This window comes from Streptomyces sp. NPDC032472, from assembly GCF_040636955.1.
GTDB lineage: Bacteria > Actinomycetota > Actinomycetes > Streptomycetales > Streptomycetaceae > Streptomyces.
On sequence record NZ_JBEZVK010000012.1, the window covers coordinates 139,912 to 163,742 of the forward strand.

Annotated in this window: 13 protein-coding genes; 6 read left to right on the top strand and 7 right to left on the bottom strand. The window is 74.9% G+C overall.

What is annotated here, in order from left to right; translation table 11 throughout:
* Positions 1 to 282: 282 nt before the first annotated feature.
* Positions 283 to 1,344 carry a M23 family metallopeptidase gene (locus tag AB0F11_RS10555; RefSeq protein ID WP_362170439.1) on the top strand — a complete coding sequence of 354 codons (1,062 nt, stop codon included), beginning with the start codon at positions 283 to 285 and terminating at the stop codon, positions 1,342 to 1,344.
* Here AB0F11_RS10555 and AB0F11_RS10560 read toward each other — a convergent pair.
* The 4 genes from AB0F11_RS10560 to AB0F11_RS10575 form a co-directional block, all read right to left on the bottom strand.
* Positions 1,253 to 2,536, bottom strand: coding sequence for a PrsW family intramembrane metalloprotease (locus tag AB0F11_RS10560; RefSeq protein ID WP_362170470.1), 1,284 nt, complete (start codon positions 2,534 to 2,536; stop codon positions 1,253 to 1,255). The two genes, AB0F11_RS10555 and AB0F11_RS10560, sit on opposite strands and share 92 nt — an antisense overlap.
* A 64-nt stretch (positions 2,537 to 2,600) precedes the next feature.
* Positions 2,601 to 3,371: a tRNA (guanosine(46)-N7)-methyltransferase TrmB gene (gene trmB / locus AB0F11_RS10565; protein WP_362170472.1), complete on the bottom strand. Its 771-nt coding sequence runs from the start codon at positions 3,369 to 3,371 to the stop codon at positions 2,601 to 2,603.
* A 415-nt stretch (positions 3,372 to 3,786) separates the two neighbouring features.
* Positions 3,787 to 5,028 carry an L-2-hydroxyglutarate oxidase gene (gene lhgO, locus AB0F11_RS10570; RefSeq protein WP_362170441.1) on the bottom strand — a complete coding sequence of 414 codons (1,242 nt, stop codon included), beginning with the start codon at positions 5,026 to 5,028 and terminating at the stop codon, positions 3,787 to 3,789.
* 58 nt (positions 5,029 to 5,086) lie between these two features.
* Positions 5,087 to 6,799 carry a sporulation protein gene (locus tag AB0F11_RS10575; RefSeq protein ID WP_362170443.1) on the bottom strand — a complete coding sequence of 571 codons (1,713 nt, stop codon included), beginning with the start codon at positions 6,797 to 6,799 and terminating at the stop codon, positions 5,087 to 5,089.
* An 878-nt stretch (positions 6,800 to 7,677) separates the two neighbouring features.
* Here AB0F11_RS10575 and AB0F11_RS10580 point away from each other — a divergent pair.
* Complete coding sequence (locus tag AB0F11_RS10580) at positions 7,678 to 9,765, top strand: asparagine synthase-related protein (RefSeq protein WP_362170474.1); 2,088 nt, start codon at positions 7,678 to 7,680, stop codon at positions 9,763 to 9,765.
* 1,110 nt (positions 9,766 to 10,875) lie between these two features.
* On the top strand, positions 10,876 to 14,640 hold the full coding sequence (locus AB0F11_RS10585) for a BTAD domain-containing putative transcriptional regulator (protein WP_362170445.1): 3,765 nt from the start codon (positions 10,876 to 10,878) through the stop codon (positions 14,638 to 14,640).
* Here AB0F11_RS10585 and AB0F11_RS10590 read toward each other — a convergent pair whose 3' ends face one another.
* Both AB0F11_RS10590 and AB0F11_RS10595 read right to left on the bottom strand, forming a co-directional pair.
* Positions 14,641 to 16,623, bottom strand: a complete 1,983-nt coding sequence (locus AB0F11_RS10590; RefSeq protein WP_362170447.1) for a sigma-70 family RNA polymerase sigma factor — start codon at positions 16,621 to 16,623, stop codon at positions 14,641 to 14,643.
* Between the two features lie 236 nt (positions 16,624 to 16,859).
* Positions 16,860 to 17,630 (bottom strand): helix-turn-helix domain-containing protein, encoded by a 771-nt coding sequence (locus AB0F11_RS10595; RefSeq protein WP_362170448.1) that lies wholly within the window; start codon positions 17,628 to 17,630, stop codon positions 16,860 to 16,862.
* A gap of 339 nt (positions 17,631 to 17,969) precedes the next feature.
* Between AB0F11_RS10595 and AB0F11_RS10600 the strand changes: the two genes are divergently transcribed.
* Both AB0F11_RS10600 and AB0F11_RS10605 read left to right on the top strand, forming a co-directional pair.
* Positions 17,970 to 19,388 (top strand): NAD(P)/FAD-dependent oxidoreductase, encoded by a 1,419-nt coding sequence (locus tag AB0F11_RS10600; RefSeq protein ID WP_362170450.1) that lies wholly within the window; start codon positions 17,970 to 17,972, stop codon positions 19,386 to 19,388.
* 144 nt (positions 19,389 to 19,532) lie between these two features.
* A complete protein-coding gene (locus AB0F11_RS10605; RefSeq protein ID WP_362170476.1) occupies positions 19,533 to 21,350 on the top strand; it encodes an ATP-binding SpoIIE family protein phosphatase in 1,818 nt (605 codons plus the stop codon).
* 101 nt (positions 21,351 to 21,451) lie between these two features.
* Here the strand turns inward: AB0F11_RS10605 and AB0F11_RS10610 are convergent, their stop codons facing one another.
* Positions 21,452 to 22,738 carry an MFS transporter gene (locus AB0F11_RS10610; RefSeq protein ID WP_362170478.1) on the bottom strand — a complete coding sequence of 429 codons (1,287 nt, stop codon included), beginning with the start codon at positions 22,736 to 22,738 and terminating at the stop codon, positions 21,452 to 21,454.
* A 123-nt stretch (positions 22,739 to 22,861) separates the two neighbouring features.
* On the opposite strand from AB0F11_RS10610, the gene AB0F11_RS10615 reads away from it, so the two are divergent.
* The gene (locus AB0F11_RS10615; protein ID WP_362170452.1) at positions 22,862 to 23,398 is read left to right on the top strand and encodes a MarR family transcriptional regulator; all 537 of its coding nucleotides are present in this window, start codon (positions 22,862 to 22,864) and stop codon (positions 23,396 to 23,398) included.
* Positions 23,399 to 23,831 lie beyond the last annotated feature (433 nt).

A 23,831-nucleotide genomic window follows, 5' to 3' on the forward strand; every position in this document is an offset into this window, starting at 1 on the left:
AACCGAACGGCCGCTCTGTGCAAGCCTGGTGACGCCTCGTCAAGATGCTTATGTGACCAGGGGGATACAGAATTCGGCTGAGTTTTGCCCTAGTTGTCCCGTCAAATGACCATAAATGCGGTCCAAGTCTGTTCGATCGGGCCTCCCTTGGCCGAAACGATCAATCACGGCGGCTTGGAATCATTCCCCCGCGTCTATTACCGTTCGATAACGCAGCGCGGTCGTCCCAGCCGTCGCAGAGGCGGTGCCCTGCGCGTGCGTTTCCCTGAGGAGTGTGCCCCGGTGGCCTCCAACTTGCCTGCCCACGAAGGCACAGCGATCCAGGAACAGCCGTCCGCCGGCGCCTGGGGCGAGTGGAACCCCACCGAGGACTCCGCCCGTCCGCTGCGCGGCAAGCACCGGGTCGTCAAGCAGCGCGGGGGACTTGCACGCAGCTCCACCGTGCTCGGCGTCGGCGTCATCGCCGCGGTCGGCGCGGCCCCGCTCGCCACCGCGCAGGACCGCCCCCAAGTCCCGATCTCCATACCCTCGTTGACCGGCCCGTCCGGCGGCGACTCCCACACCGGCGAGGCCCGCCAGGCGAAGGCCGACTCCGAGGCCGCCACGACGGGCGTCCTCGCACAGCATGCGCAGCAGTCCGGCACGCACAGCGGCGCCGGCGAGGTGCTGCTCACCCGCATCCTGCAGCAGGCCGAGTCCCAGCAGGACGCAGCCGAGGCGCAGACCCGCGCCGAGACCGAGCGCGCCGCGCAGGAGGCCGCCGCCGCGGAGGCCAAGGCCAAGCGGGAGGCCGCGGAGAAGGCCGCCGAGGAGGCCAAGGCCGCCGCCGAGAAGGCGGCCCAGGAGGCGGCCGAGGCCAAGGCCGAGGAGCAGCGGATCGCCGCCGGGTCCGGCTCCGGATCTGCGTCCTCCGGCTCTGCATCCTCCGGGTCCGCCGACAGCAGCAGCGGCAGCTACTCCCTGCCCACCTCCGCCTACACCCTCACCTCGCACTACGGCGCCGCCGGCTCCATGTGGTCCTCCGGCTACCACACCGGCCTCGACTTCGCCGCCCCCACCGGCACGCCCGTCAAGGCCGTCGCCGGCGGCACGATCACCTCGGCCGGTTGGTCGGGCGCGTACGGCTACCGAATCGTGCTGCGCCTCGCCGACGGCACCGAGGTCTGGTACTGCCACCTGTCCTCGATGTCGGTGACCTCCGGCCAGGTCGGCGCCGGCGAGACCATCGGCCGCGTCGGCGCCACCGGCAACGTCACCGGACCCCATCTCCACCTGGAAGTACGCAAGGGCGGGGCGACGACGGACCCGCTGACCTGGCTCCGGTCCAAGGGCCTGAACCCGTAAGCCGGGCCGCCGGTACGAAGATCCGCTCGCCGGCGCCGGTCCGCGGCGGCAGCAGCTCCTCCAGCGCCGCCGCCCGGGCCAGCGCCGGCCCGGCCGTCGCCCTGCGCAGCCACAACTGCCGGAGCAGCTCCCGCTCCCGGCCCGCGAACTCCGCGTCCCACGCCGGACCCGTCCGGGCCCGGTGCCGCAGCAGCGCCAGCGCGGCCGCGTCCTCCTCGTATCGGGCCACCGCGCGGCCCGCCGCCCGGCCCCCGCTGTGCCGGGCCAGCGACCGGGCCAGCGAGCGGGCCGGCATCGAGGCCAGCGCAGGCACCTCCGCCGGGGCCAGCCAGCCCGCGGCCGCGTACACCGCCAACTCCCCGGCCACCGCGCGCAGTCGGCGCCGCCTTATCCGGACGGCAAGGCCCAGCAGCAGCCCGAACACCGGGACCATCACGCAGCCGTAGATCCAGTAGAACCCGTACTCGCCGATCCGCGAGGAGCAGTTCCACAGCGCGTGCATGCCCATCGCGCCCGTCAGCCCCAGCAGCGGCAGCCCGACGCGTGCGGCCCGCGGGGCCGTGGGGCGCAGCGCGGCCACGGCGCCGAAGCCGAGCCCGGTCAGCACCGTGAACAGCGGGTGTGCGAACGGCGACAGCACGATCCGCACGAAGAAGGTGGCGGCCGTCACCGAATCCAGAGCGCCGACCCCGCTCCCGGCGTCCTCGCCGAAGGCGTTCCCGAGATAGAGCACGTTCTCGGTGAAGGCGAACCCGGTGGCGGTGAACCCCGCCACGACGAAACCGTCCGCAGGGCCGGTGAACTGGCGCCTGCGGAACGCGAACACCAGGAGCAGCGCCGCGGCCTTCGCGCTCTCCTCCACCACGGGGGCGATCGCGACCGACCCGATCTCGTCCGCATGGTCCGGATCGGCGGTCGCCGCGGAGATCCACTCGGTGGCGAAGTTGTTGGCCAGTATGGCGATCAGCGCCGCGGCGCAGGCGCCCCAGCCGAAGCAGAACAGCAGCTGCGCCCAGGGTCGGGGCGCGGCCCGGCCCAGCCACCGGAAGGCCGCCATGAGCGCCGGCACCGGGAGCACGGCCAAACCGAGCCCGACGAGGAACCCGGCGGTGCCGGTCTGTTCCCGTACGAGCTCGAGGATCGCCGTGCCCGACGCCCCGAGGGCGCCGAGCAGGCACGCACGAACACGAATAGGGGGAAGCGCGGCGGGCAACACGCGATGACTCTAACGAGTCACTCCGCCACGCGTAGTGACATCAGTCCTTCTTCACCCGACGGAAGAGCAAGTCGTGGACGACGTGCCCCTTGTCGAGGCCCTGGCCCTCGAAACGGGTCAGCGGCCGGAAGTCGGGACGCGGCGCGTACCCGCCGTCCGCCTGGGTGTTCTCGAACTCCGGGTGCGCGGAGAGCACTTCGAGCATCTGCTCGGCGTAGTTCTCCCAGTCGGTCGCGCAGTGCAGCACGGCGCCGGGGGCCATGCGGGTCGCGGCCAGGTCCAGGAACTCGGGCTGGATCAGGCGCCGCTTGTGGTGGCGGGCCTTGGGCCACGGGTCCGGGAAGTACACGCGGATCCCGGCGAGGGAGGCGGGCGGCAGCATCTCGCGGAGCAGGATGATCGCGTCGCCGTTCGCGACGCGGACGTTGGTCAGGCCGTTGCGCTCGGCGAGGGCGAGGAGGTTTCCCTGGCCCGGGGTGTGCACGTCGACGGCGAGGATCCCTGTCTCCGGGTCGGCGGCGGCCATCTGCGCGGTGGCCTCGCCCATGCCGAACCCGATCTCCAGCACGACGGGCAGCCCGTCGAACATCTCCTCGAGGTCGATCACGTGGCGGCCGTCGATGTCGAGCCCCCACGTGCCCCAGAGCCTCTTCAGGGCTTCGCCCTGGCCGGTGGTCACCCGGCTGCGGCGCGGCTGGAAGCTGCGGATCCGCCGCTCGTGGTGCGAGCCGGCCGGGTCCGGGGCGGGGCCGTCGGGGAACCGGGGCTCGGTCCGCCACTTGGGCGGCACGTAGGACTTCGCCTCCGGCACGGCTTCCGGGACGCTGGGCTGGGTGGAATGGGACTCAGACACAATCCCAGAATTCTACGACCCCGCCCCCGGGCCCGCCCCGCGCCTGCCGCGGCGCGGAGCCGGTTCCCCTCCCCGCCCCTTCCCGAAACGCCTCAATCGCCGGCGGGGCTGATTTCAGCCCGCGCGGCGTTTGAGCGCACCGGGCGCGGAGCGCACGGAACGGGGTCCGGGGGGAGCCCGCCACGCGGCGGAGCCGCACATCCGGCACAGCGGGAAGGGGCGGGGAGGGGACAGGCTCCGCGCAGCGGCAGCCGCCACCGGCAGGCGGCGGTGCTCCCGGCCCCGGCGCCGGGGCGGTGCCGCGCCCGGGCCCCTCGGCAGGAGCGGCAGGTGGGGCCGGCCCGCGCAGCCCGGGGCGGCCCGGGCCGGAGGGTCAGGCGGTCCGGAGGGTGGTCAGGGCTCGGCGGGCTATTTCACGGCCGATCGGAAGCGAGGCCGTGGCCGCCGGTGACGGCGCGTTCAGAACGTGCACGGCCCGCAGCCCCTCCCGGATCAGGAAGTCGTCCACGAGCGTCCCGTCCCGCAGCACGGCCTGCGCCCGCACCCCCGCCCCGGAGGCCACCAGATCCGCCCCCGAAACCCCCGGCAGCAGCCGCCGCACGGCCTCGGTGAAGGCCGCTTTCGACAGCGACCGGTGGATCTCCCCGGCCCCGTACCGCCAGTGCCGCGCGGCCATCCGCCAGGATCCCGGCCAGGCCAGCTCGTCCGCGATGTCCCGCGGCCGCACGACCCCCCACCCGTACCCCTCGCGGGCCAGCGCCGGCACCGCGTTCGGCCCGACGTGGACCCCGCCGCCGATCCCGCGGGTCAGGTGCACCCCGAGGAAGGGGAACGCCGGGTCCGGCACCGGATACACCAGCCCCCGCACCAGCTCCGGCCGCGCCAGGTCGTAGTACTCCCCCCGGAACGGCACGATCCGCATCCCCGGTTCGTCGCCGGCCAGCCGCGCCACCCGGTCGCACTGCAGGCCCGCGCAGTTCACCAGCACCCGCGCCCGCACCACCACCCCCGCCGAGGTCCGCACCGCGATCCCGGACGCGCGCCGAGCGATCAGGTCCACGGCCCCGCCGTACACGATCTCCGCCCCGGAGGCCTCGGCCAGCTGCCGCGCGACCTGCCCGTAGTCCACGATCCCGGTGGTCCCGACGTGGATCGCGGCCAGGCCCTGCACCTCCGGCTCGTACTCGGTGATCTGCGCCGGCCCCAGCTCCCGCACCGGGATGCCGTTCTCCCGGCCCCGCTGCACGAGCGCGTGCAGCCGCGGCAGCTCCTCCCGGCCGGTGGCCACGATCAGCTTGCCGGTCACCTCGTGCGCGATGCCGTGCTCCGCGCAGAACTTCACCATCTCGGCGGCGCCGCTCACCGCGAAGCGCGCCTTCAGCGACCCGGGCCGGTAGTAGATCCCGCTGTGGATCACCCCGCTGTTGCGGCCCGTCTGGTGCATGGCCGGGCCGGACTCCTTCTCCAGCACCACCACCCGGGTCCCCGGCGCCAGCCGAGACAGGGCGTACGCCGTCGAGAGCCCGACGATCCCGCCGCCGACCACCACCACGTCGCAGTCGACCCGCCCCCGGCCCCGGACCAGGTCCCTGCCCTCGCCGCTCACGCTGCCCATGCCGCCCAAGCCTGCACCTCCCACCCCTGCATACTGCACCCCGCCACTGACACAGCGGCTACGCGGGGGCCACCAGCAGCGGCCGGGCCCGCTCCCGCAGCTCCGCCACCCGCGGCTCGTCCCCGTACGGCTCCAGCCGGTGCAGCAGGTCCCGTACGTACTCGTTCGTCCGCGCGGAGGAGATCCGGCCCGCGACCTCCACCGCCCTGGTGCCGGCGGCGCAGGCCGCGTCCAGGTTGCCGGACTCCAGCTCGGCGACCGCGCTCACCACCAGCCGCAGCCCGTGCGAGCGCACGTACTCCTCCGTCGGCCGAGACAACGCCTGCTCGGTGAAGCGCCGCACCTGCCGGGGCAGCTTCAGGTCCCGGTAGCACTCCGCCGCATCCGCCGCGAAGCGGTCGTACGAGTAGAAGCCCAGCCAGGTCGGATCCGGATCGCCCTCGCGCGCCCGCTCCAGCCAGCCCTCCGAGGCCCGCAGCGCCGCCTCGGCCGCCGCCGAATCGCCCGCCTTCGCGTGCGCCCGGGCCTCCACCAGCCGGAAGAAGCTCATGGTGCGGGCGGTGGCCAGGCCCCGGTTGCGCTCGACGGCCGCCTGCGCCAGGTCCACGCCCTCGTCCGGGAAGTCCCGGTACGTCGCCTGCAGCGACATCGACGCCAGCACGTACCCGCCGAGCGGCACGTCCGCGGCCGCCCGGGCCAGGCGCAGCGCCTGGATGTAGTACCGCTGCGCCGCCTCCTGCTGCCCGGTGTCGAAGGCCATCCACCCGGCGAGCCGGGTCAGCTCGGCCGTCGCGCCGAACAGGGCGCGGCCCACCTCGTCGCTGTACGAACCGAGCAGCAGCGGCGCCGCGTCCACGCGCAGGCACTCGGGCACCATCGAGGAACGCCAGTCCCCGCCGCCGTACTTGGAGTCCCAGCGGCGCGCGTCCTCGGCGGCCTCGCGCAGCTTGCTCACGTCGCTGTGGCCGACGCGCTGCGGGGAGGCGTCCGCCGCCGCGACGAACGGCACCGGGGGTGCGGACGCGGGCGAGGCTCCGGCCGCGGGCCCGGCGGCGGGCGGGGCGTGCGGAGTTTCGCCCGAGGGCCGCGCGGGCACAACGGTGGACGGCGACGCCGCCGCAGTCGCCGACCCGCCGGCGAGGGAGGCGATCGAGGTGCGCGAGGTGGCCGCTGCTCCCGCCGCCCGCCCGCCGGGCGCCATGCCCTCACGGGCCGGTGCGGACTCACGGGCCGGTGCGGATTCGCGGGCCGGTGCGGGCTCCCGGGCCGGAGCGGCCTTCTGGGGCGCCGCGGGCTCGCGCGCCACGGAACCGTCCGCCGGAGATATCAGCCACCGCGAGGCCGGCGTCGCGTACGCGGACACCGAGAACGAGCCGGCCAGCGACTGCCAGATCCCGCCACCGCCCCGGCGCCCGGCTGCCAGGTCGAGCCGGTACAGGTCGGTCGCCGAGCGCACGGCATCACCGACGTCGCGCGGGAACGCCAGCCCCACCTCGGGCGCGGGATCCGCGTCCGCCAGCCCGATCTCGTGCAGCGGCACCGGCCGCCCCAGCTTGGCCCCGATCGCGGCCGCGATCAGATGCGGGGCCGCGCCCTGCGGCACCATCCCCTTCGACACCCACCGGGCCACCGACGTCTTGTCGTAGCGCAGCGTCAGACCGCGCTGGGCACCGAGGTCGTTGACGCGCCGGGCCAGCCCGGCGTTGCTGATGCCCGCCAGGGCGAGGACGGCGCCGAGCTTCTCGTTGGGTTCGCGGAGCTCCCTGGACATGCGCCACCCCTCGTCACGCGCGGAACGCACACAACTCACACGCAGCCACGAGCACGCACGCGGCCCTACCCCGCGGCCGACACGGTCGTACGCACTCGTGCACCGCCGGGCATAGGCGCCCGGCATTTCGTAAACCCAGCGTAGTTCCCCGCCTCCCAAGCGTTAAGGCCCCGACTTCCGTATGGCGGGATTGTTGTCCGCCTGCACAGCCGGACCCGGGCCCGCGCCGACGGCGCGCGCCCGCATTCGTGCTCCGTCCGTGTGGCCGTGCGCCCGCCCGTGCGCTCTGGCCGGTGTCCGGCCCCGGCGATTCGATGTGCGGTGCGTGGGTCGGCCCGCTGCGTGGATCCGGCGGGCCGGGGGATGCCGCTGCCTCAATCCCCGCGGGTGGCGGAACGGTCCGGGGGGTGGATCCCGCCTCCCGGACCGCGCCCGCGCACCGCGGCGGGCGGGTGCCCCAGGGTGCGCACGCCGCACGCGGTACGACCGAAGAATGGCTGAAACCGACCTATGGGGCGGTGGGAACGGAACGTCAAATACGGTGTGACCGAGGCATGTTCGCCGGCACAGGCGCCCTCCTCGGTCACTCTCGCACGCCCGTCTCGTGGCAGCATGGACCCGAGCCACCCGGGGTCCAGCCGGCCGCGCCCTCAGCCGCCCTCAGCGCTGCCTGAGCCGACCGAGCCGTCCGTGCCCCGGTCGATTGCCCACGGGCTGGGGAGGCGGCGGTGCGCTGGTTGGTCGGGTGGAGCAGTATCGCCGCGAGCTTCGGCACGGCCGGCCGCGTCGCCGACCACCGCAGCCGGGGCGCCCGGAGCAGCCGGGGCCCGTACGACCAGGCTGCGTACGACCGGGCTGCGTACCCCGCCGAGGGGCTGGTGACCGGCGGCATCGCGGACGCCGCCCACGCCGACGACCCGGCAGGCCAGGACGCCGACCGCACCGTCGTACCGGTCGGCGCCCAACTCCTGTGGGGCGACCCCGACCCCCTGTGGGCCGTCGGCGACTGGCGCCCCGACGAGATCCGCACCCTCACCGCCGACCCGGCCGACCCCTTCACCCGGATCGCCGTCCTCGGCTGCTGCGGCGCCGACGACGCCGAACTGCGCCGCGCCCTCCTCGCCGCCCGCGGCGGCGCCCTGCGCCACCTCACCCAGTGGCCCGGCAGCCACACCGCCGTCGTCCAGACCGGCCGCCGCATCACCGTCGTCGGCGACCTCGCCGGCGCGCGCCCCGTCTTCTACACGCCCTGGGCCGGCGGCACCGCGTACGCCACCGCCGCGCTGCCCCTCGCCGACCTCATCGAGGCACAGCTCGACATCGGCCACCTCGCCGCCCTGCTGGCCTGCCCCGACAGCCCCGAGGCACTGGGCGACGGCACACCGTACGCCGGTGTGCGGCGCATCCCGCCCGGGCACGCGCTGATCCTGCGCGAGGGCTCACGGGAGATCACCGGGTACGAACCGGTCGCCTCCCTCGCCGTGGCCGCCCCCGCCGCCGACCCCGAGCACGCGGTGGAGGGCGTACGGGAAGCATTGGTGGACGCGGTGCGCGCCCGGCTCACGGCACCCCGCCATGCCCCCGACACCCTGCCGTACGACCCCGGCCCGGTGCCCGGAATGGGCCCCGCCGACCGGCGCGCGGCCCGCGGCGCCCCCGCACCCGGCGTCGGCGCCGACCTCTCCGGCGGCAGCGCCTCCGCCACCCTCGCCCTGCTCGCCGCCGGCCTGCCCGGCGCTCCGGGCACCCTCCCCGGCTCCGGATCCCGCCTCCTGGCCGTCACCTTCAACGACCTCGCCACCCCGCAGGGCCGCGAGGCCGAACTCGAGCGCGCCCGGGCCATCGCCGCCGACCCCCGGCTGCACCACGTGGTCGTCGCCGCCGCCGAGGAAGCCCTCCCGTACGCCGACCTCGACGGCCCGCTCACCGACGAACCCGGGCCCTCGCTGGTCGTGGCCGCCCGCGAACGCCGCCGCCTGGCCGCCGGCTCCGCCGACCACTTCGTCGGACACGGAGCCCGCCAGGTCCTCGACGCCCACCCCGCCCGGCTGGCCGACCTCCTGATGGACCGCCGCCGCCGGCACCTCCTGCGCCCCATGGCCGCCCTCGCCCGCTCGACACCGGCCGACTCCGCCTCCGCCCTGGTGCCCTTCCTGGTCCCCTTCTCCGTCTACTCCGCGGCCCGCCGCCTCGCCCGTACGCCGTACCGCGCGGGCATGGAAGCGGCCGCGGCCCGGCTGCGCGAGGGCGACCTGTGCGCGGCCGCCGCGGCGAACGGCCCGGTCGGGGCCTCGCTCGCCGCCCTGACCTGGTGCCGGCCGGGCCCCGCCGCGGGCTGGCTGACCGGGGAGGCGCTGGCGGAAGTATCGATCCGCCTCGCCGCTGCCGCCGGGCGGCCCCCGCTCTCGCTCCGGCCCGGCGAAGCCCGCGCCCGCGCCGCCCTGGCCCGCCACGCCGCCGACCACCGCGTCTTCGAACAGGCCGCGGAGGTCCGAAGCCAGCGCCTGCACGCCCCCTTCCTGGACAACCAGGTCGTACGGGCCGCCCGCGCCCTGCCCGAATCCCTCCGCGTCCAGCCCGGCGCCCGGGCCACGATCCTGCGCACCGTCCTGACCTCGGCCGGAGTCCGCGAACTCCCGCCCGGCTGGGGCGCCCCCGCCCACACCCCGAACGAAACGGCCACCCGCCTGGGCCTGCGCGAGGCCCTGTCCGCGCTCCTGGCCCTCTTCACGACCCCCCTCCTGGCGGACGCGGGCCTGATCGACGCGAGAGTCGTCCAACAGGCCCTCCTCGACGCCGCCGAGGGCCACCCCGTCCCACTGGACGGCCTGGCCGAACTCGTCTCGATGGAACTCTGGCTGAACCGCCTCCTCTCCCGCCGGGGCACCTGCTGGACGGGCACGACCACCCCCCGCCGCAGAGCAGTCCCCAACGGCGTCCCGACCCCCCGCCCGGCCCTCTCCTGACCGCCTGCCCCCGCCGAATCCGCCGAAAGCCCCCGGAACCGCCCGCGGCCCCCGTAGAGTCCGGCTGACAACGCTGCTCCCCGCACGGGCGGGGATGACCCCGTGTGCGTCTCCAGGTCGAGCGTGCCGGGGCGTGCCGGGGAACTGCTCCCCGCTGCCGCGGGGACGAACCCGGCACCGACTGCTCGGAGCCGAGACACCCCGCCACTCCCCACCTCGGGATGCCGTACAACTGCTGCGCGCACCCGCGGGGATGACCCCATCGGCTCGACGACGCCGAGCGTCCGACCCTCCTGGCCCCGCCGCGCGGGGATGAACCGGCGCTCACCGCAGTGGCGGTGGGATCCGACGCCCGCTCCCCCGCACCGGCGGGGATGCACCCGACGCCGCTCCTGCCGGCCCGATCTTCATGGCTGTTCCCCGCTGCGCGGGGACGGCCCGAACCGGGGCGGAGGCTGCGTCCGGGCCGGCCACTGCCCCCCCTACGTGCGGGGGATGACCCGTTGGCGGGCTCCGCGCCGGCCGTGTGGACGGCCCCTTCGGCCGCCCGGCCGGCGGCAACATCCGCGCCTGCTCCCCGCGTTGCCGGGATGGCCTCGGGCGCCCTGGACGTACTCGGGGGTGCACCCGCCCGCCTCCGGCTGTCGAAGCCGAGGGTCGGCACATCCAGCCTCGCCGGCGTTTGAGGCGCGGGGTCTGGGCGGAGCCCCAGGGAACCCCGGCCCAGCCTGGATCCGCGGCATCGGCCGGGATGACCCCCACTGCACGCCCCACTGGCCGGGGTTGCCGGGCTGCTCCCTGCGCCGACAGGGACGGACGCTTGCCGTCCACCTCCCGCCTGCGGGGATGACCCCACCGACTCCCTGGCCGGGCCGCCGCTCGGTGCGTGCTCCCCGCAGCCGCGGGGACGACCCCGTCCTGGTCGATGACCCCTGGACCCCCGGTGCGCCGGACGAGTTGCCCCCGCCCCGCGGGGACGGCCAGGCGCGGCCCCGGCCGGATCCGTCGGGCACGGCCCCGGCAGGGACGGCCGGGTACCTCCCCGGCGGGACCGGCCGGCCACCGCATAACCCCGCGCCCCCCCGCGGAACGGCGCGGCAGAATTGGGCGGTGCGGTATCTCATCCTCGGCGCCACCGAAGCCCGTGACGCGGCCGGCGCTCCCGTTCCCATCGGCGGGGCCCGCCTGCGCGCGCTGCTGACCGCGCTCGCGCTGCGCGCCGGCGGCCCGGCCGCCGCGTCCGTGGCCGACCTCGTTGACGAGGTCTGGGGGGACGACCCGCCCCAGGACGCCCCCGCCGCCCTCCAGGCCCTCGTCGCCCGGCTCCGCCGCACCCTCGGCGGCCGGGACACCGTCCTCGCCGACCCGGCCGGCGGCTACCGCCTCACCGTCGCCGACCGCGACGACATCGACCTGCACCGCTTCACCCGCCTGGCCCGCCTCGGCCGCGACGAGCTCCCCACCGCCCCGGACCGCGCCGCCGCAACCCTCCGCACCGCGCTCTGCCTCTGGCGCGGCCCGGCTCTCGCCGACCTGGCCGAGCCGGCCCGCACCGCCCACGCCTCCGCCCCGCAGGCCCACCGCACGGCCGCCCTGCGCGACCGCATCGAGGCCGATCTGCGCGCCGGCTCCGCCGACCCGGCCGGGCTGCTGCCCGAGATCGAGGCGCTGATCCGGCAGAGCCCGTACGACGAGACCCTCCGGGCCCAGCAGTTGCGCGCCCTGCGCGCGGCCGGCCGACCCGCCGAAGCCCTCGCCGCGTACGAACGCACCCGCCGCACCCTCGCCGACACCCTCGGCACCGACCCGGGCCCCGAACTGGCCACCCTGCACGCCGAACTCCTCCGCCCAACCACCACAGGCGCCCCCCTGCCCGCCGGCGCCCCAGCCCCGGGACCGCCCGCCGGAACCGCGCCCGCCGGAGCCTTGCCCGCAGGAGCCCTGGCAGGCGGAGTCCCGTCCGCCGGAGCCTTGCCCGCCGGGCCCCCGCCCGGCGAGCCTCTGGTCGCCGGAGTCCTGTCCGCGGGAGCCCCGGTTCCCGAAGCCGCGTCGGCCGGAGCTCTGCCCGCGGGAGCCTTGGCAGGCGGAGCTCCGGCTCTCGGAGCCCTGGCAGGCGGAGCCGCGTCCGCCGGAGCCTTGCCCGCCGGGCCCTCGCCCGGCGGGCCTCTGGTCGCCGGAGTCCCGGCCGCCGGAGTCCCGGCTCCCGGGGCTCCCGCCGGAGCCCTGTCCGCGGGAGCCCCGGTTCCCCAAGCCGCGTCGGCCGGAGCCTTGCCCGCGGGAGCCCTGGCAGGCGGAGCCGCGGCCGCCGGAGCCGCGGCCGCCGGAGCCCCGGTCGGTGGGGCCGCGGCCGGCGGAGCCGTGCCCGCTGGGTCCCCGCCCGACATGCACCCCGGCCCCACCGCTGCCGGCCCGGCCGGCGGGAACCTCCGGCCCCGTCTGAACTCCTTCGTCGGCCGCGAGGCGGAACTCGCCGCGCTGCACTGCGATCTGGCCGGGCTCCGCCTCGTCACGCTCACCGGCCCGGGCGGCTCCGGCAAGACCCGTCTCGCCGAGCAGGCAGCGGCCGCCCACCCCGAACCCGGCTGGCTGGTCGAGCTCGCCCGCCTCGACGACCCGACAGCCGTCCCCGGGGCCGTCGTCAGCGCCCTCGGCCTGCGCGAGAACACCCTCATCGCCCGCGAGAAGCCCGCCCCCGCCGCCGACCCGGCGAGCCAGCTCGTGGAGGGCTGCGCGGACCGCCGTCTGCTGATCGTCCTGGACAACTGCGAGCACGTCATCGGCGCTGCCGCCGAACTCGCCGAGCTGCTGCTCACCCACTGCCCGGGCGTCCGGATCCTGGCCACCAGCCGCGAACCCCTCGGCGTGCCCGGAGAATCGGTCCGCCCCCTCGACCCCCTCCCGCCCGATCCGGCGACGCGCCTGTTCGCGGACCGCGCCGCCGCCGTCCGCCCCGGCTTCACCCCGGCCGACGACCCGGACGCCGTCGCCGAGATCTGCCGCCGCCTGGACGGGCTGCCGCTCGCCATCGAGCTGGCCGCGGCCCGGCTGCGCCTGCTCACCCCGCGCCAGATCGCCGACCGCCTCGACGACCGGTTCCGCCTCCTGACCGGCGGCGCCCGCACCGTGCTGCCCCGCCAGCAGACCCTGCGCGCGGTCGTGGACTGGTCCTGGGACCTGCTCGACGAGCCCGAACGGGCCGTGCTGCGCCGGCTGTCCGTCTTCGCGGGCGGCTGCGACCTGGCCGCCGCCGAAGCCGTCTGCGGGGAGAGGGGCCACGAGCGCCTCGACGTCGCCGACGCGCTCGGTGCGCTCGTCGACAAGTCCCTCGTCATCGCCGCCCCCACCCCCGACGGCATGCGCTACCACCTCCTGGAAACCATCCACGAGTACGCCGCCGAGCGAGCGGCCGCGGACGCCTCCGACCACCGCGCGACCGCCGGCCGGCACGCCGCGCACTTCCTGGCCCTCGCCGAGGAGGCCGAGCCCATCCTGCGCTCCGCCGCCCAACTCCCGTGGATCCGCCGCATGGAGACCGAACTCGACAACCTCCGCGCCGCACTCCACCACACCACCGAGACCGCAGCCTCCGACCCCACAGCCACCGACCCCGCGGCCACCGAGGCCGCCCAGCGCCTCGCCCTCGCCCTCGGCTGGTTCTGGTGGCTGCGCGACTACCGTCGCGAAGGCGCCCGATGGGCCGCCCGTATCGCCGCCCTCACCCCCACCGAACCGGCCGACGGCACCCCCGCGTACTGGCGCCTCATGCGGCTGCAGCTGCTCCGCCTCAACCTGGATGCCGACGGCCGCCCGCCCGAGGAGTTCACCACCCCCTGGCACCTCGCCCTCGGCGACCGCCTCCGGGAGGCCTTCCGCCGCGGCGGCCCCGAGGCGGCCCGCTTCCCCGCCATGCTCTGGCCGATGACCTCCTTCCTCACCGGCGGCACCCTCGACTTCCGGGCCGGCCTCGACGCCACCGTCGCCAACTGCCGCCGCCACGGCGGCGACTGGGAACTCGGCGTCACCCTCATGCTCCGCACCCACGTCGCCATCGACACCACCGGCGGTCTGTCCACCGTCGACGCCGACCTCGCCGAACTCCACGAGATCGCCGCCCGGGTCGGCGACCGCTGGATCCGCTCCCAGGTCGCGAGCGCCGCCGGCGAGGTCGCCCTGTCCCGCGGCCGCTACGACTGGGCCCGCACCGAGTACGAGGAGTGCCTGCGCCTCGCCCGCGAGGTCGGGGCCCACACCGAGAGCCCCTTCGCCATCGCCCGCATCGCGGAGACCGCCCTCTGCCAGGGCGAGTACGCCGAAGCCGAGCGGCTGCTCGCCGACGCACACCGGGAGGCCGAACGGTACGGCACCGGCCACGAGATCCGCGCGTACGGCGGCCTGCTCGCCGCGCTGATCGCCATGGTCCACGGGGACCTGGCTCAGGCCCGCGACCGGTACGACTTCGCCCGCGCCGCCGTCCCGGACGCGCCCGTGCCCCCGCAGCTCACCGCCGGCCTCGACAACGCCGGCGCCCTCCTCGCCGCCCGGGAGCAGGGTCCGGCAGCCGGCCTCGCCCGGATCGGGCCCGCTCTGGCCGCCGCGGTCACCTCGCGCTGCGCCGAACGCGTCCTGGCCTCGATGGCCGACACCGCGGCCGTGCTGCTGGAGGCCGCGGGCCGCCCCGCCGCGAGCGTACGGGTCCTGGCGGCGGCCACCGCCTGGCGCGCGGGCCACCCCCGCTCGGTCCCCGAGCAGAAGGCGGTGGCCGAGCTCCCCGCCCAGACCCGCGCTGCCCTCGGTCCCGAACAGCACGCCCGGGAAGCGGCGGCAGGGGAACGGCTGTCCCCGCCGGAGGTGGCGGCCCTGCTCGCCGGCAGCTGATCACCGGCAGCTGATCACCCCATCGGCCCAGCTCGCCAGCGTCGGCACACTGCCCCGCCCGGCCGGCTCCACCACCAGCCGCAGCGTCCGGTGCGCGGCGAGGGACACGTTCACCGCCGCGGCCCGGTCCTCGTACCCGAGCGGCTCCGACCGCCACAGCCGCTCCCCGTCGGCGTACACGGAGAACCGGATGGTGCCGTCGGTGAACAGCGACAGCCCGTCCACCCCGGCCCGCGCCGAAAAGGCGCTGCACTGCCGGTTGAGGGTGATCTCCACCGAGGAACGCGAGTTCACCGTGATGCCCTGCGCGTAGTGCCGGTCGGCGATCCGCAGCCCCCAGCGCTGCCACACCCAGCTGCTGCGCCAGGTCTGCACCTCGGGCCCGGTGTGGTCGCCGACGGCGGCGTGGTCGAGCCGGGCCAGCGGGAAGCCCTGCACCGGCTTGACCGCGGTCGGCGAAGGCGAAGGCGGAGGCGAAGGAGAGGGCTTCGGGGGAGCGGGACCGGTCGAGGCACTCGGCGCCTTCGACGGCGAGGGCTTCGGCACGGCAGGCGGCGACGGCGTCGGCTGCGGCCCGGCAGCGGACACCGAAGCCGAGGGAGAAGGCGAGGCCGAGGCCGGCCGCGGCCCGGGCCGTACGGGATCCGGCGCGGCCGGCGGCTCCGACACGGCCGGGGACGACGGCTCCGGCGAGGGCACCACCGGCGCCGCCACGCCCGGAGCGGACCTCGCCTGGGGCACCGGCTCGGGATCGTCCCCGACGAGCGCGAACACCACCCCGGCGGCCGCGGCGACCGCGATCCCGGCGGCCAGCGCGGCCTTGGCGGACACCCCGAGCCCCTCGGACACCACCGCCGCCCCACTCCCGGACCCGGCACCACCGGCCGCCCCACCGGCAGACCCAGCAGCCCCCGCACCGGCCCCGGCAGCCGACCCACCGGACGCAGCGGCAGCAGCGGCAGCGGCCCCCGCCCCTCCGGCGGCCACGGCCCCACCGGCCACCACCCCGGCAGCCTTCGCCGCGTACCCGGCGGCGAACCACCCGATGACCGCGACCGGCAGCAGCGCGGGAATGCCCGTGTTGACGTCCTTGAGCTCCCCGGCGGCCAGCCGGCACTTGACGCACTCCTCCAAGTGCTTGCGCAGCCCCCGCTCGGCCCGCATCCGCAGCCCGCCCCGGGCATAGGCGCCCAGCCGGTCCGCGTACCGCGCGCAGTCGCCGCCCGCACTCAGCGCCGAACTCACATGCGCCTGCAGATAGGCCTGCTTGAGCCCTTCCCGGGCCCGGCTGGCCAGCACCGCCGTCGCATTGGCGCTCAACCCGAACAACGGCGCGACCGCGCTGGGCGAGGACTCCTCGACCGTGGTGTGCCACAGCACCGTCTGCCACCGCTCGGGCAGGCTCCGGAAGGCCTGCACGGCCAGCGAGTGCTCGGCCTCGCGCATCGCCCGGACGTCCGCACCCAGTTCGAGCGTGTCGCCCCCGGACAGGCCGGACAGCCCGCTGCCGGTCTCGGTACCCGCGGCCGCCTGCTCCGCGAACACCGCGAAGTCCTCCACGAGCTGCTCCCGCCGGGCCGTCTTCGCCCAGGCCGCCGCAACCCTGCGCACCGTGGTCAGCAGGTACGCACGCACCGCCTGGTCCGGACCGGCCCCGCCCCGCACCGCCTGCAGGGTCCGCGCGAACACCTCGGCGGTCAGGTCGTCGGCCGTGTGCCCGTCCCGGCAGCAGGTCCGCGCGTAGCGCCGTACGGAATCGGCGTGCCGCCGGAACAGCTCCGCATACGCGCTGTCGTCACCGCCGCGCATCCGGGCGATCAAGTCGCCGTCGGACGGCGGCAGCTCGCCCCCGGCCGCACCCCGGGCCGCCGCGTGCCGGCCGCGCGGTTCGCGCTGGGCCGGGACCTGCCGTACGGGCGGGCTTTCCGCCTCGACCTCGCCGCCGGCACCGCCGGCCGGCTCGTCGCGACCGTCAACGCTCATCGCGGAAGCTCCCGCACGACACACTCAACCGGTACACCGTTCAAGCCTGTCACACGGGGCGCGCGCGCCGAACCCGTCTCCACGCGATCCACCCGTCCGGGCAGCATCCGGCGAAACCCCGCACCACTCCTCACTCGTTCGAGTGATGAGTTTCAGCCTCGCCGGCGTTTGGGGCACGGGGTCTGGGCGGAGCCAGGCGACCCGGACCGCGCCTCAAACGCCGGTCAGGCGAAAGGTCAGGCCGTCCGGGAGCGCAGCCCCTCGAGCAGGATGTCGAGCAGCCGGGCCGAAGCCGCCGCCTGCTGCGCCGCGTCCGGCAGGGCCGGCGCGGCCGTGGCTATCACCAGCAGCACATCGGCCACCGTGACATCGGTCCGCAGCGCGCCGGCCTCCCGGGCCCGGTCCACCAGCTTGCCGACGACCTCCAGCAGCGCACCCGCGCCCGCGTCCTCCGAAGGCTCGTCGTCGGCGGTCCGCCCGCCCACGACCCGCAGCTCCGGAACGCCCCCGGCAACGGCCTGCCGCTGCTGCGGAACCCGCACCTCGGTCGCCTCCTCGGCGGCGGCCTCCTCGGCCGAGCGCACCCGCAGCACCTGCGGCGGCAGCAGCCGTCCGGCACCCGAGGCCACGGAGGTGCGCAGGAACCGCGACAGCGCCTGCCACGGCTCCTCCTCCTGGCCGAGCGCGGTCCGGGCCTGCTCCGTCAGCCGGGCGGTCTCCTCCTCGGCTATGCGCCGGACCAGGACGTCCTTGCTCGGGAAGCGCCGGTACACCGTGCCGACACCGACCCGCGCACGCCGCGCCACGTCCTCCATCGGGGCCCCGTAGCCGAGCTCGCCGAAGACCTCGCGGGCAGCGCGCAGCACGTGCTCGAGGTTCCGCTGGGCGTCGACGCGCAGCGGCGTGGAGCGGCCCACCCCGGTCGTGGTGGTGCCGCCGGCGATCACACGACCGTTGCTCTCGCCCGAGAGCGCGGTCGCAGAACCATGGAAATCGGAAATGTTCATATGTATCCCCCGGTAATCACTTGTCTCCCCCCGGAGACATCCCCGCCTTTGCGTCGAGGTGAGCCACGGTCAGCGGCCCCGGTCCTACTCCTCGACGGGATACGAACATAGTTGAGCCAGAGTCAATTCAGAAGAGGCAGCCCCCGTACGAGCACCGCCCGATCGGAGCATTCGCCCCCACTTTTCCGTTCCGCACCGCCTCGACCACCCCCTTCGCACCCTCTGACCTGCGGAACTTCCATCCCGCCCGAGCCGTCCGAGAGCCCCGCCCCACCACCACCTCCGGTCACACAATCCGTCAGGCCTGTGGACAAACTCCCGGCCACGTTGCGTCATGGGGTGGTGAAGGCTGCTAACTCCCGAGGCACGGCCACTGGTACCGAGCCCGCCACGCGCATCCTCGTCGTCGGCGGCGGCTACGTCGGCATGTACACGGCGCTCCAGCTCCAGCGAAAGCTCAGAGCCGGCGAAGCCGAGGTCACGGTGGTGACCCCCGAGCCCTACATGACCTACCAGCCCTTCCTGCCCGAAGCCGCCGCCGGATCCATCAGCCCCCGCCACGTCGTCGTACCCCTGCGCCGCATCCTCCCCAAGTGCCGCATCGTCATCGGCGAGGTCCAGCGGATCGACCACGCCAAGCGCACCGCCACCGTCACCACCCTCGCCACCGCCGACGAGGGCACCGGCGCGCGCGAGATCGAGTACGACGAACTCGTCCTCGCCCCCGGATCGGTCTCCCGCACCCTCCCCGTCCCCGGACTCGCCGACTACGGCATCGGGTTCAAGACCGTCGAAGAGGCCATCGGCCTGCGCAACCACGTCCTCGAGCAGATGGACATCGCCTCCTCCACCCGCGACCCCGCCGTCCGCGACGCCGCCCTCACCTTCGTCTTCGTCGGCGGCGGCTACGCGGGCGTCGAGGCCCTCGGCGAACTCGAGGACATGGCCCGCTACGCCGCCCGCTACTACCACAACGTCAAGCCCGAGGACCTGAAGTGGGTGCTGGTCGAGGCCAGCGACCACATCCTCCCCGAGGTCGGCCCCGAACTCGGCGTCTACACCGTCCGCGAACTGCGCCGCCGCGGCATCGACGTACGCCTCGAGACCCGCCTCGAATCCTGCGAGAACCGCGTCGCCGTCCTCAGCGACGGCGCCCGCTTCCCCACCCGCACCGTCGTGTGGACCGCCGGCGTCAAACCCCACCCGGTCCTGGCCGCCTCCGACCTGCCGAGGAACGAACGCGGCCGCCTCGCCTGCACCGCCTTCCTCACCGTCGACGGCGTCGAACACGCCTGGGCCGCCGGCGACGCCGCCGCCGTCCCCGACATCACCGCCCCCGAGCCCGGCCGCGAATGCGCCCCCAACGCCCAGCACGCCGTCCGCCAGGCCAAGGCCCTCGCCGACAACCTCGTCGCCGCCCTCCGAGGCGAGGCCCTCACCGAATACGCCCACAAGTACGCCGGCTCCGTGGCCTCCCTCGGCCTCCACAAGGGCGTCGCCCACGTCTACGGCCGCAAGCTCAAGGGCTACCCCGCCTGGCTCATGCACCGCGTGTACCACCTCAGCCGGGTCCCCACCTTCAACCGCAAGATGCGCGTCCTCGCGGAGTGGACCCTCGCAGGCCTCTTCGCACGCGAGATCGTCTCCCTGGGCTCCCTCGAGCACCCCAGGGCAGAATTCGAACTCGCCGCCGGCGGCGGCCCCCGGCCCCCCGCGCCACCGCCCGTCCCCGACCCTCCGCAGGACCGCCAGGGCTGACGCTGTCAGTGCGGTCGTCCACACTGGACGTGTGACCATAGGTGTGCTCACCCCTGCACAGAGTGACATGCCCACAGTGACACCGCCCCGCGACCCACCCCAGCGATACAGCGACCACTTGCGACACCACGAGGCTTGAACGCAGTGAACTTCACGCGCTGGAGCGCCCGGTTTCCCGGAACGCAGCGCCGCGCCGCCGCCCGGTCCGAACACGCCGCCGCCCAGGCCAAGCGCGGCGAAGGCGCCGTCCCGGCGGCCCGCGGCGCCGCCGGCCGTCCCGGGGTGCCCGCCGACGGCGGCCCGGCCGACCCCACCGTCTCCGGTACGGGCCACGGCGCCGGCACCGGCCAAACCGCCGGCACCGGACCGGGCACCGCGCCCGGCCACGGCACGCCCCACGGCACCGTCCCCGCCGTGCCCTCCCTCGACGAGCTCTCCGTACGCGAGGTCCTCGGCCGGCTCCCGGCCCTCGTCGCCCTCGTCCACGGCCCCGATCACCGCGTCGCCTACGTCAACGACGCCTACACCGCCGGCTTCGGTCCCCGCCCCACCGGCAGCCCCGCCCACGAAGCCCTCCCCGAGCTCGGCGAGCTCGGCCTCCTCGCGCTCCTCGACCAGGTCCAGCGCAGCGGCAAGCCCCGTACCGCCAAGAACCGCACCGCCCCCGGCGGCGGCAGCACGTACACCGTCACCTGCACCCCCGTCGCGTTCCCCCAAGCCGCCCCCCGGCCCGACGCCGAGGCGCACCCGCACCACACCGGCGTCCTCATCCACCTCGCCGACGTCACCGACCACGCCGAAGCCGTCGAACGCCTCCGCGCCAGCGAGCGCCGCCAGCGCGAGGCCGCCGTCACCCTCCAGCGCTCCCTCCTCCCGCAGGAGCTCGAACAGCCCGACGACCTGCGCATCGCCGCCACCTACCAGCCCGGCGGCACCGAGGCCGCCGTCGGCGGCGACTGGTACGACGTCATCACCCTCGGCGCCGGCCGCACCGCCCTCGTCATCGGCGACGTCATGGGCCGCGGCGTACGCGCCGCCGCCGTCATGGGCCAGCTCCGCACCGCCGTCCGCGCCTACGCCCGCCTCGACCTGCCCCCGCACGAGGTGCTCCAGCTGCTCGACGGCCTCGCCGCCGAGATCGACGCCAGCCAGATCGCCACCTGCGTCTACGCCGTCCACGACCCCAACGAGGGCCTGCTCGCCTACGCCTCCGCCGGTCACCTGCCGATCCTCGTCCGCGATGCCGACGGCACCGTACGCAGCGCAGCCGACCCCACCGGCCCGCCGCTCGGCACCGGCGGCTGGCTCCACACCTCCGGCACCATCGCGCTCGGCCCCGGCTCGACGGCCGTCCTCTACACCGACGGCCTCGTCGAGCGCCGCGGCGAGGACATCGACGAAGGCGTAGCCGCCCTCGAACGCGCCCTCGCCGGCGCCCAGGGCACCCCGTCGGTCATCTGCGACCGCCTGATGCGCGCCCTCGGCATCGACGCCGACCACGACGACGACGTCGCCGTCATGGTCCTGCAGCAGCCCAGCCGCACCGGAGCGGACGCCGAGCTCTTCCACAACGCCGCCCTCGAACTCCTCGGCGGCGTCGAGGCGGCCCCGCGCGCCCGCGCCTTCGCCCAGGGAGTCCTCTCCTCCTGGCGCTTCCCGGTCGAGCTGTGCGACCTCGGCGTCCTCGCCGCAAGCGAGCTCGTCGCGAACTCCCTCCAGCACGGGACCCCGCCCATGCGGCTGCGGCTGCGCCGCACCGACCGCCGCCTGATCGTCGAGGTCACCGACGGGGACGACCACCTCCCGCGCCGCCGCCGCGCCGAACCGGGCGACGAGACCGGCCGCGGCATCTCGATCATCGCGACGATCGCCTCGGCCTGGGGCTCCCGCCGCACCCCCGGCGGAGGCAAGGCCGTCTGGTGCGAGTTCGCGCTCCCGGACCAGAAGCCGGACAACAAGTAGCGGCGGCAGCAGAAAGGCAGCAGAAAGGGGCCCGGTCCACAAGGACCGGGCCCCTTCACCTCAGGCAGCACTCACCCGCGGGCAGCGGCCTGCACTCGTACCTACGCGGCCACCGGCTCGGCAGCGGCCCGCACGGCCACCGCCGGGGTAGTCGGCGCCTGTGCCTTGAGCAGCGCCGGCCTGTCCTGCACCGGGCTCAGCTGCCGGCCCAGGCGCAGCGCCAGCCAGGCGATCCCCAGCGACACCGCGACGAACACCGCGACGTACAGCATCGGCAGCCCCGCACCCAGCGGCACTCCCAGCGGCCCCAGGGCCAGCGCCATCTGCTTGACGAGCGCGAACGCCGAGTTGTACTGGCCCACCGAACCCTCCGGCGCCAGGTCGGCCACCAGCGGCGCCAGCGTCGGCGACAGCATCGCCTCGCCGATGCCGAAGAGCCCGTACGTGGTGACGAACGCGGCGGCGGCCATCACGGCGCTGCCGTGGCCGAGCCCCGAGAACCCGGCGATGAGCCAGGCCACGGTCCAGATCAGCCCGACCAGCGCGATGACCCGCGACCGGCGGCGCCGCTCGACCAGCTTCAGCACGACGAACTGAGCGAGGACGATCGCACCGGTGTTGGCGGCGAGCGCGAAACCGAGGGTGGAGGGGGAGATCCGTGCGGCTTCGGTGCCGAAGGCGGCCAGACCCGACTCGAACTGCCCGTAGCAGGCGAAGAAGATCACGAAGCCGAGCCCGAGCAGCTTGACCATGGCCCGGTGCTCCAGCATCCGCTTCCAGCCGCCGCCGGCCTGCGCCGGGTCCTTGGGCAGGGCGTCGGTGATGGCGGGGGCGTGCGGCATCCGCACGGTGAGGATGACGCCGGCCAGGACCAGGAACATCACGGCCTCGATGCCGAACAGCAGGGTGAAGCTGCCGGGCCGGCTCTCGTCGACGATCTGGCCGCCGATGAGGCCGCCGATCCCGAGACCGAGGTTCTGCATGAAGAACTGGAGGGCGAAGGCCCGGGTCCGGGTGGCCGGGGTGGAGCACCACACGATCATCGTGGCGAGCGCCGGCTGCATGACGGCCTGCCCGGCGCCCAGGGCGAGGGCGGACAGCAGGATCGGCACGATGCCGGTGGACAGCCCGAGCGACAGCGCACCGACGGAGGCGGCGACGGCGGCACCGATGACCACGGGGACGGGACCCCGGCGGTCGATGACGCGACCGGTGAAGGGCAGCGCGATCAGGGCGCTCACGGCGAAGGCCACGAACGCACTCGTGGCCGCCATCGAGCCGAGCCCCCGCACCTGCGCCACGTAGATGTAGAGGAACGGAACCGTGAAGCCGATGCCGAACGCGGTCAGCGCGTTGCCGGCCTGGATCCGCCGCATCGCGGCGCCCATCACCCTGGTCACTTTTCACCTGCCTGAGTCCTGAAGCCCGAAGTCTTCACACCTAAAGTTCGATGCTTAACTCTACACATCGAAGGAGTTAGACGCCAACGGACTCATGCGATACTTCGGACCATGGGTGACACCCCCGACGGCATTGCGCCCGTCCACGAACCGAGCCTCGACGAGCAGATCGCCGTCTACCAGCGCGAGTTCCAGGACCTGGACCCCCAGGTCGAGAAGGTCGTCTCGGCGCTGAGCCGCCTGAACCGCCGCATGAACGTCGCGTACGGGCGCCAGACCGCGGCCCTGGGCATCAGCAACGCGGAGTGGGAGGTCCTCAAGGCCCTCGTCCTCTCCGGAGCCCCGTACCGCATGGGCCCGAGCGAACTCGCGAAGCAGCTCGGCCTGACGCCGGCGGCCATGACCCACCGCATCGACCGCATGACGGCGGAGGGGCTGGTCACCCGCGAGCGGGACGAGTCCAACCGGGTCCGCGTGATCGTGGAGCTCACCGACGAGGGCCGCAGCAAGTGGCTCGACGCGATGCGCGCGGCCACGGTCTTCGAGGAGGACCTCCTCCAGGACCTGTCCACGGCGGAGCGCGGCGTGCTGGGCGACATGCTCACCCGCCTGCTGGACCGCGTCGAGGACCTCCAGTCGCGCAGCTGACGAAGCCGCCACCCGGGGGGTTGACAACCTCCTCCGGCTTCCGTAACGTTCTGTGGGTTGTTCCAGAGCCGAAAGGTTCGAGGAGCAGCCATCCAGCCGCCTCGTCGCGGCACCCAACTCAGCAAGATCTCCCGCCCGGGGGCTTATTCGGCATGCCCGAATGAATTCCGGAAGGTCGATTATGAATCGGCCGGGAAATCCACTAGAGTTCTGGGAGTCGGAAGGGCCCAACAGCCCGGAAGACAAACCCCGCTGACTGGGGGTCAGGCCCGAAAGGATCTGATAGAGTCGGAAACGAAGAACGAAAGCCCGGAGGAAAGCCCGCGAGGGTGAGTACAAAGGAAGCGTCCGTTCCTTGAGAACTCAACAGCGTGCCAAAAATCAACGCCAGAAGTTGATACCCCGTCCACTTCGGTGGATGAGGTTCCTTTGA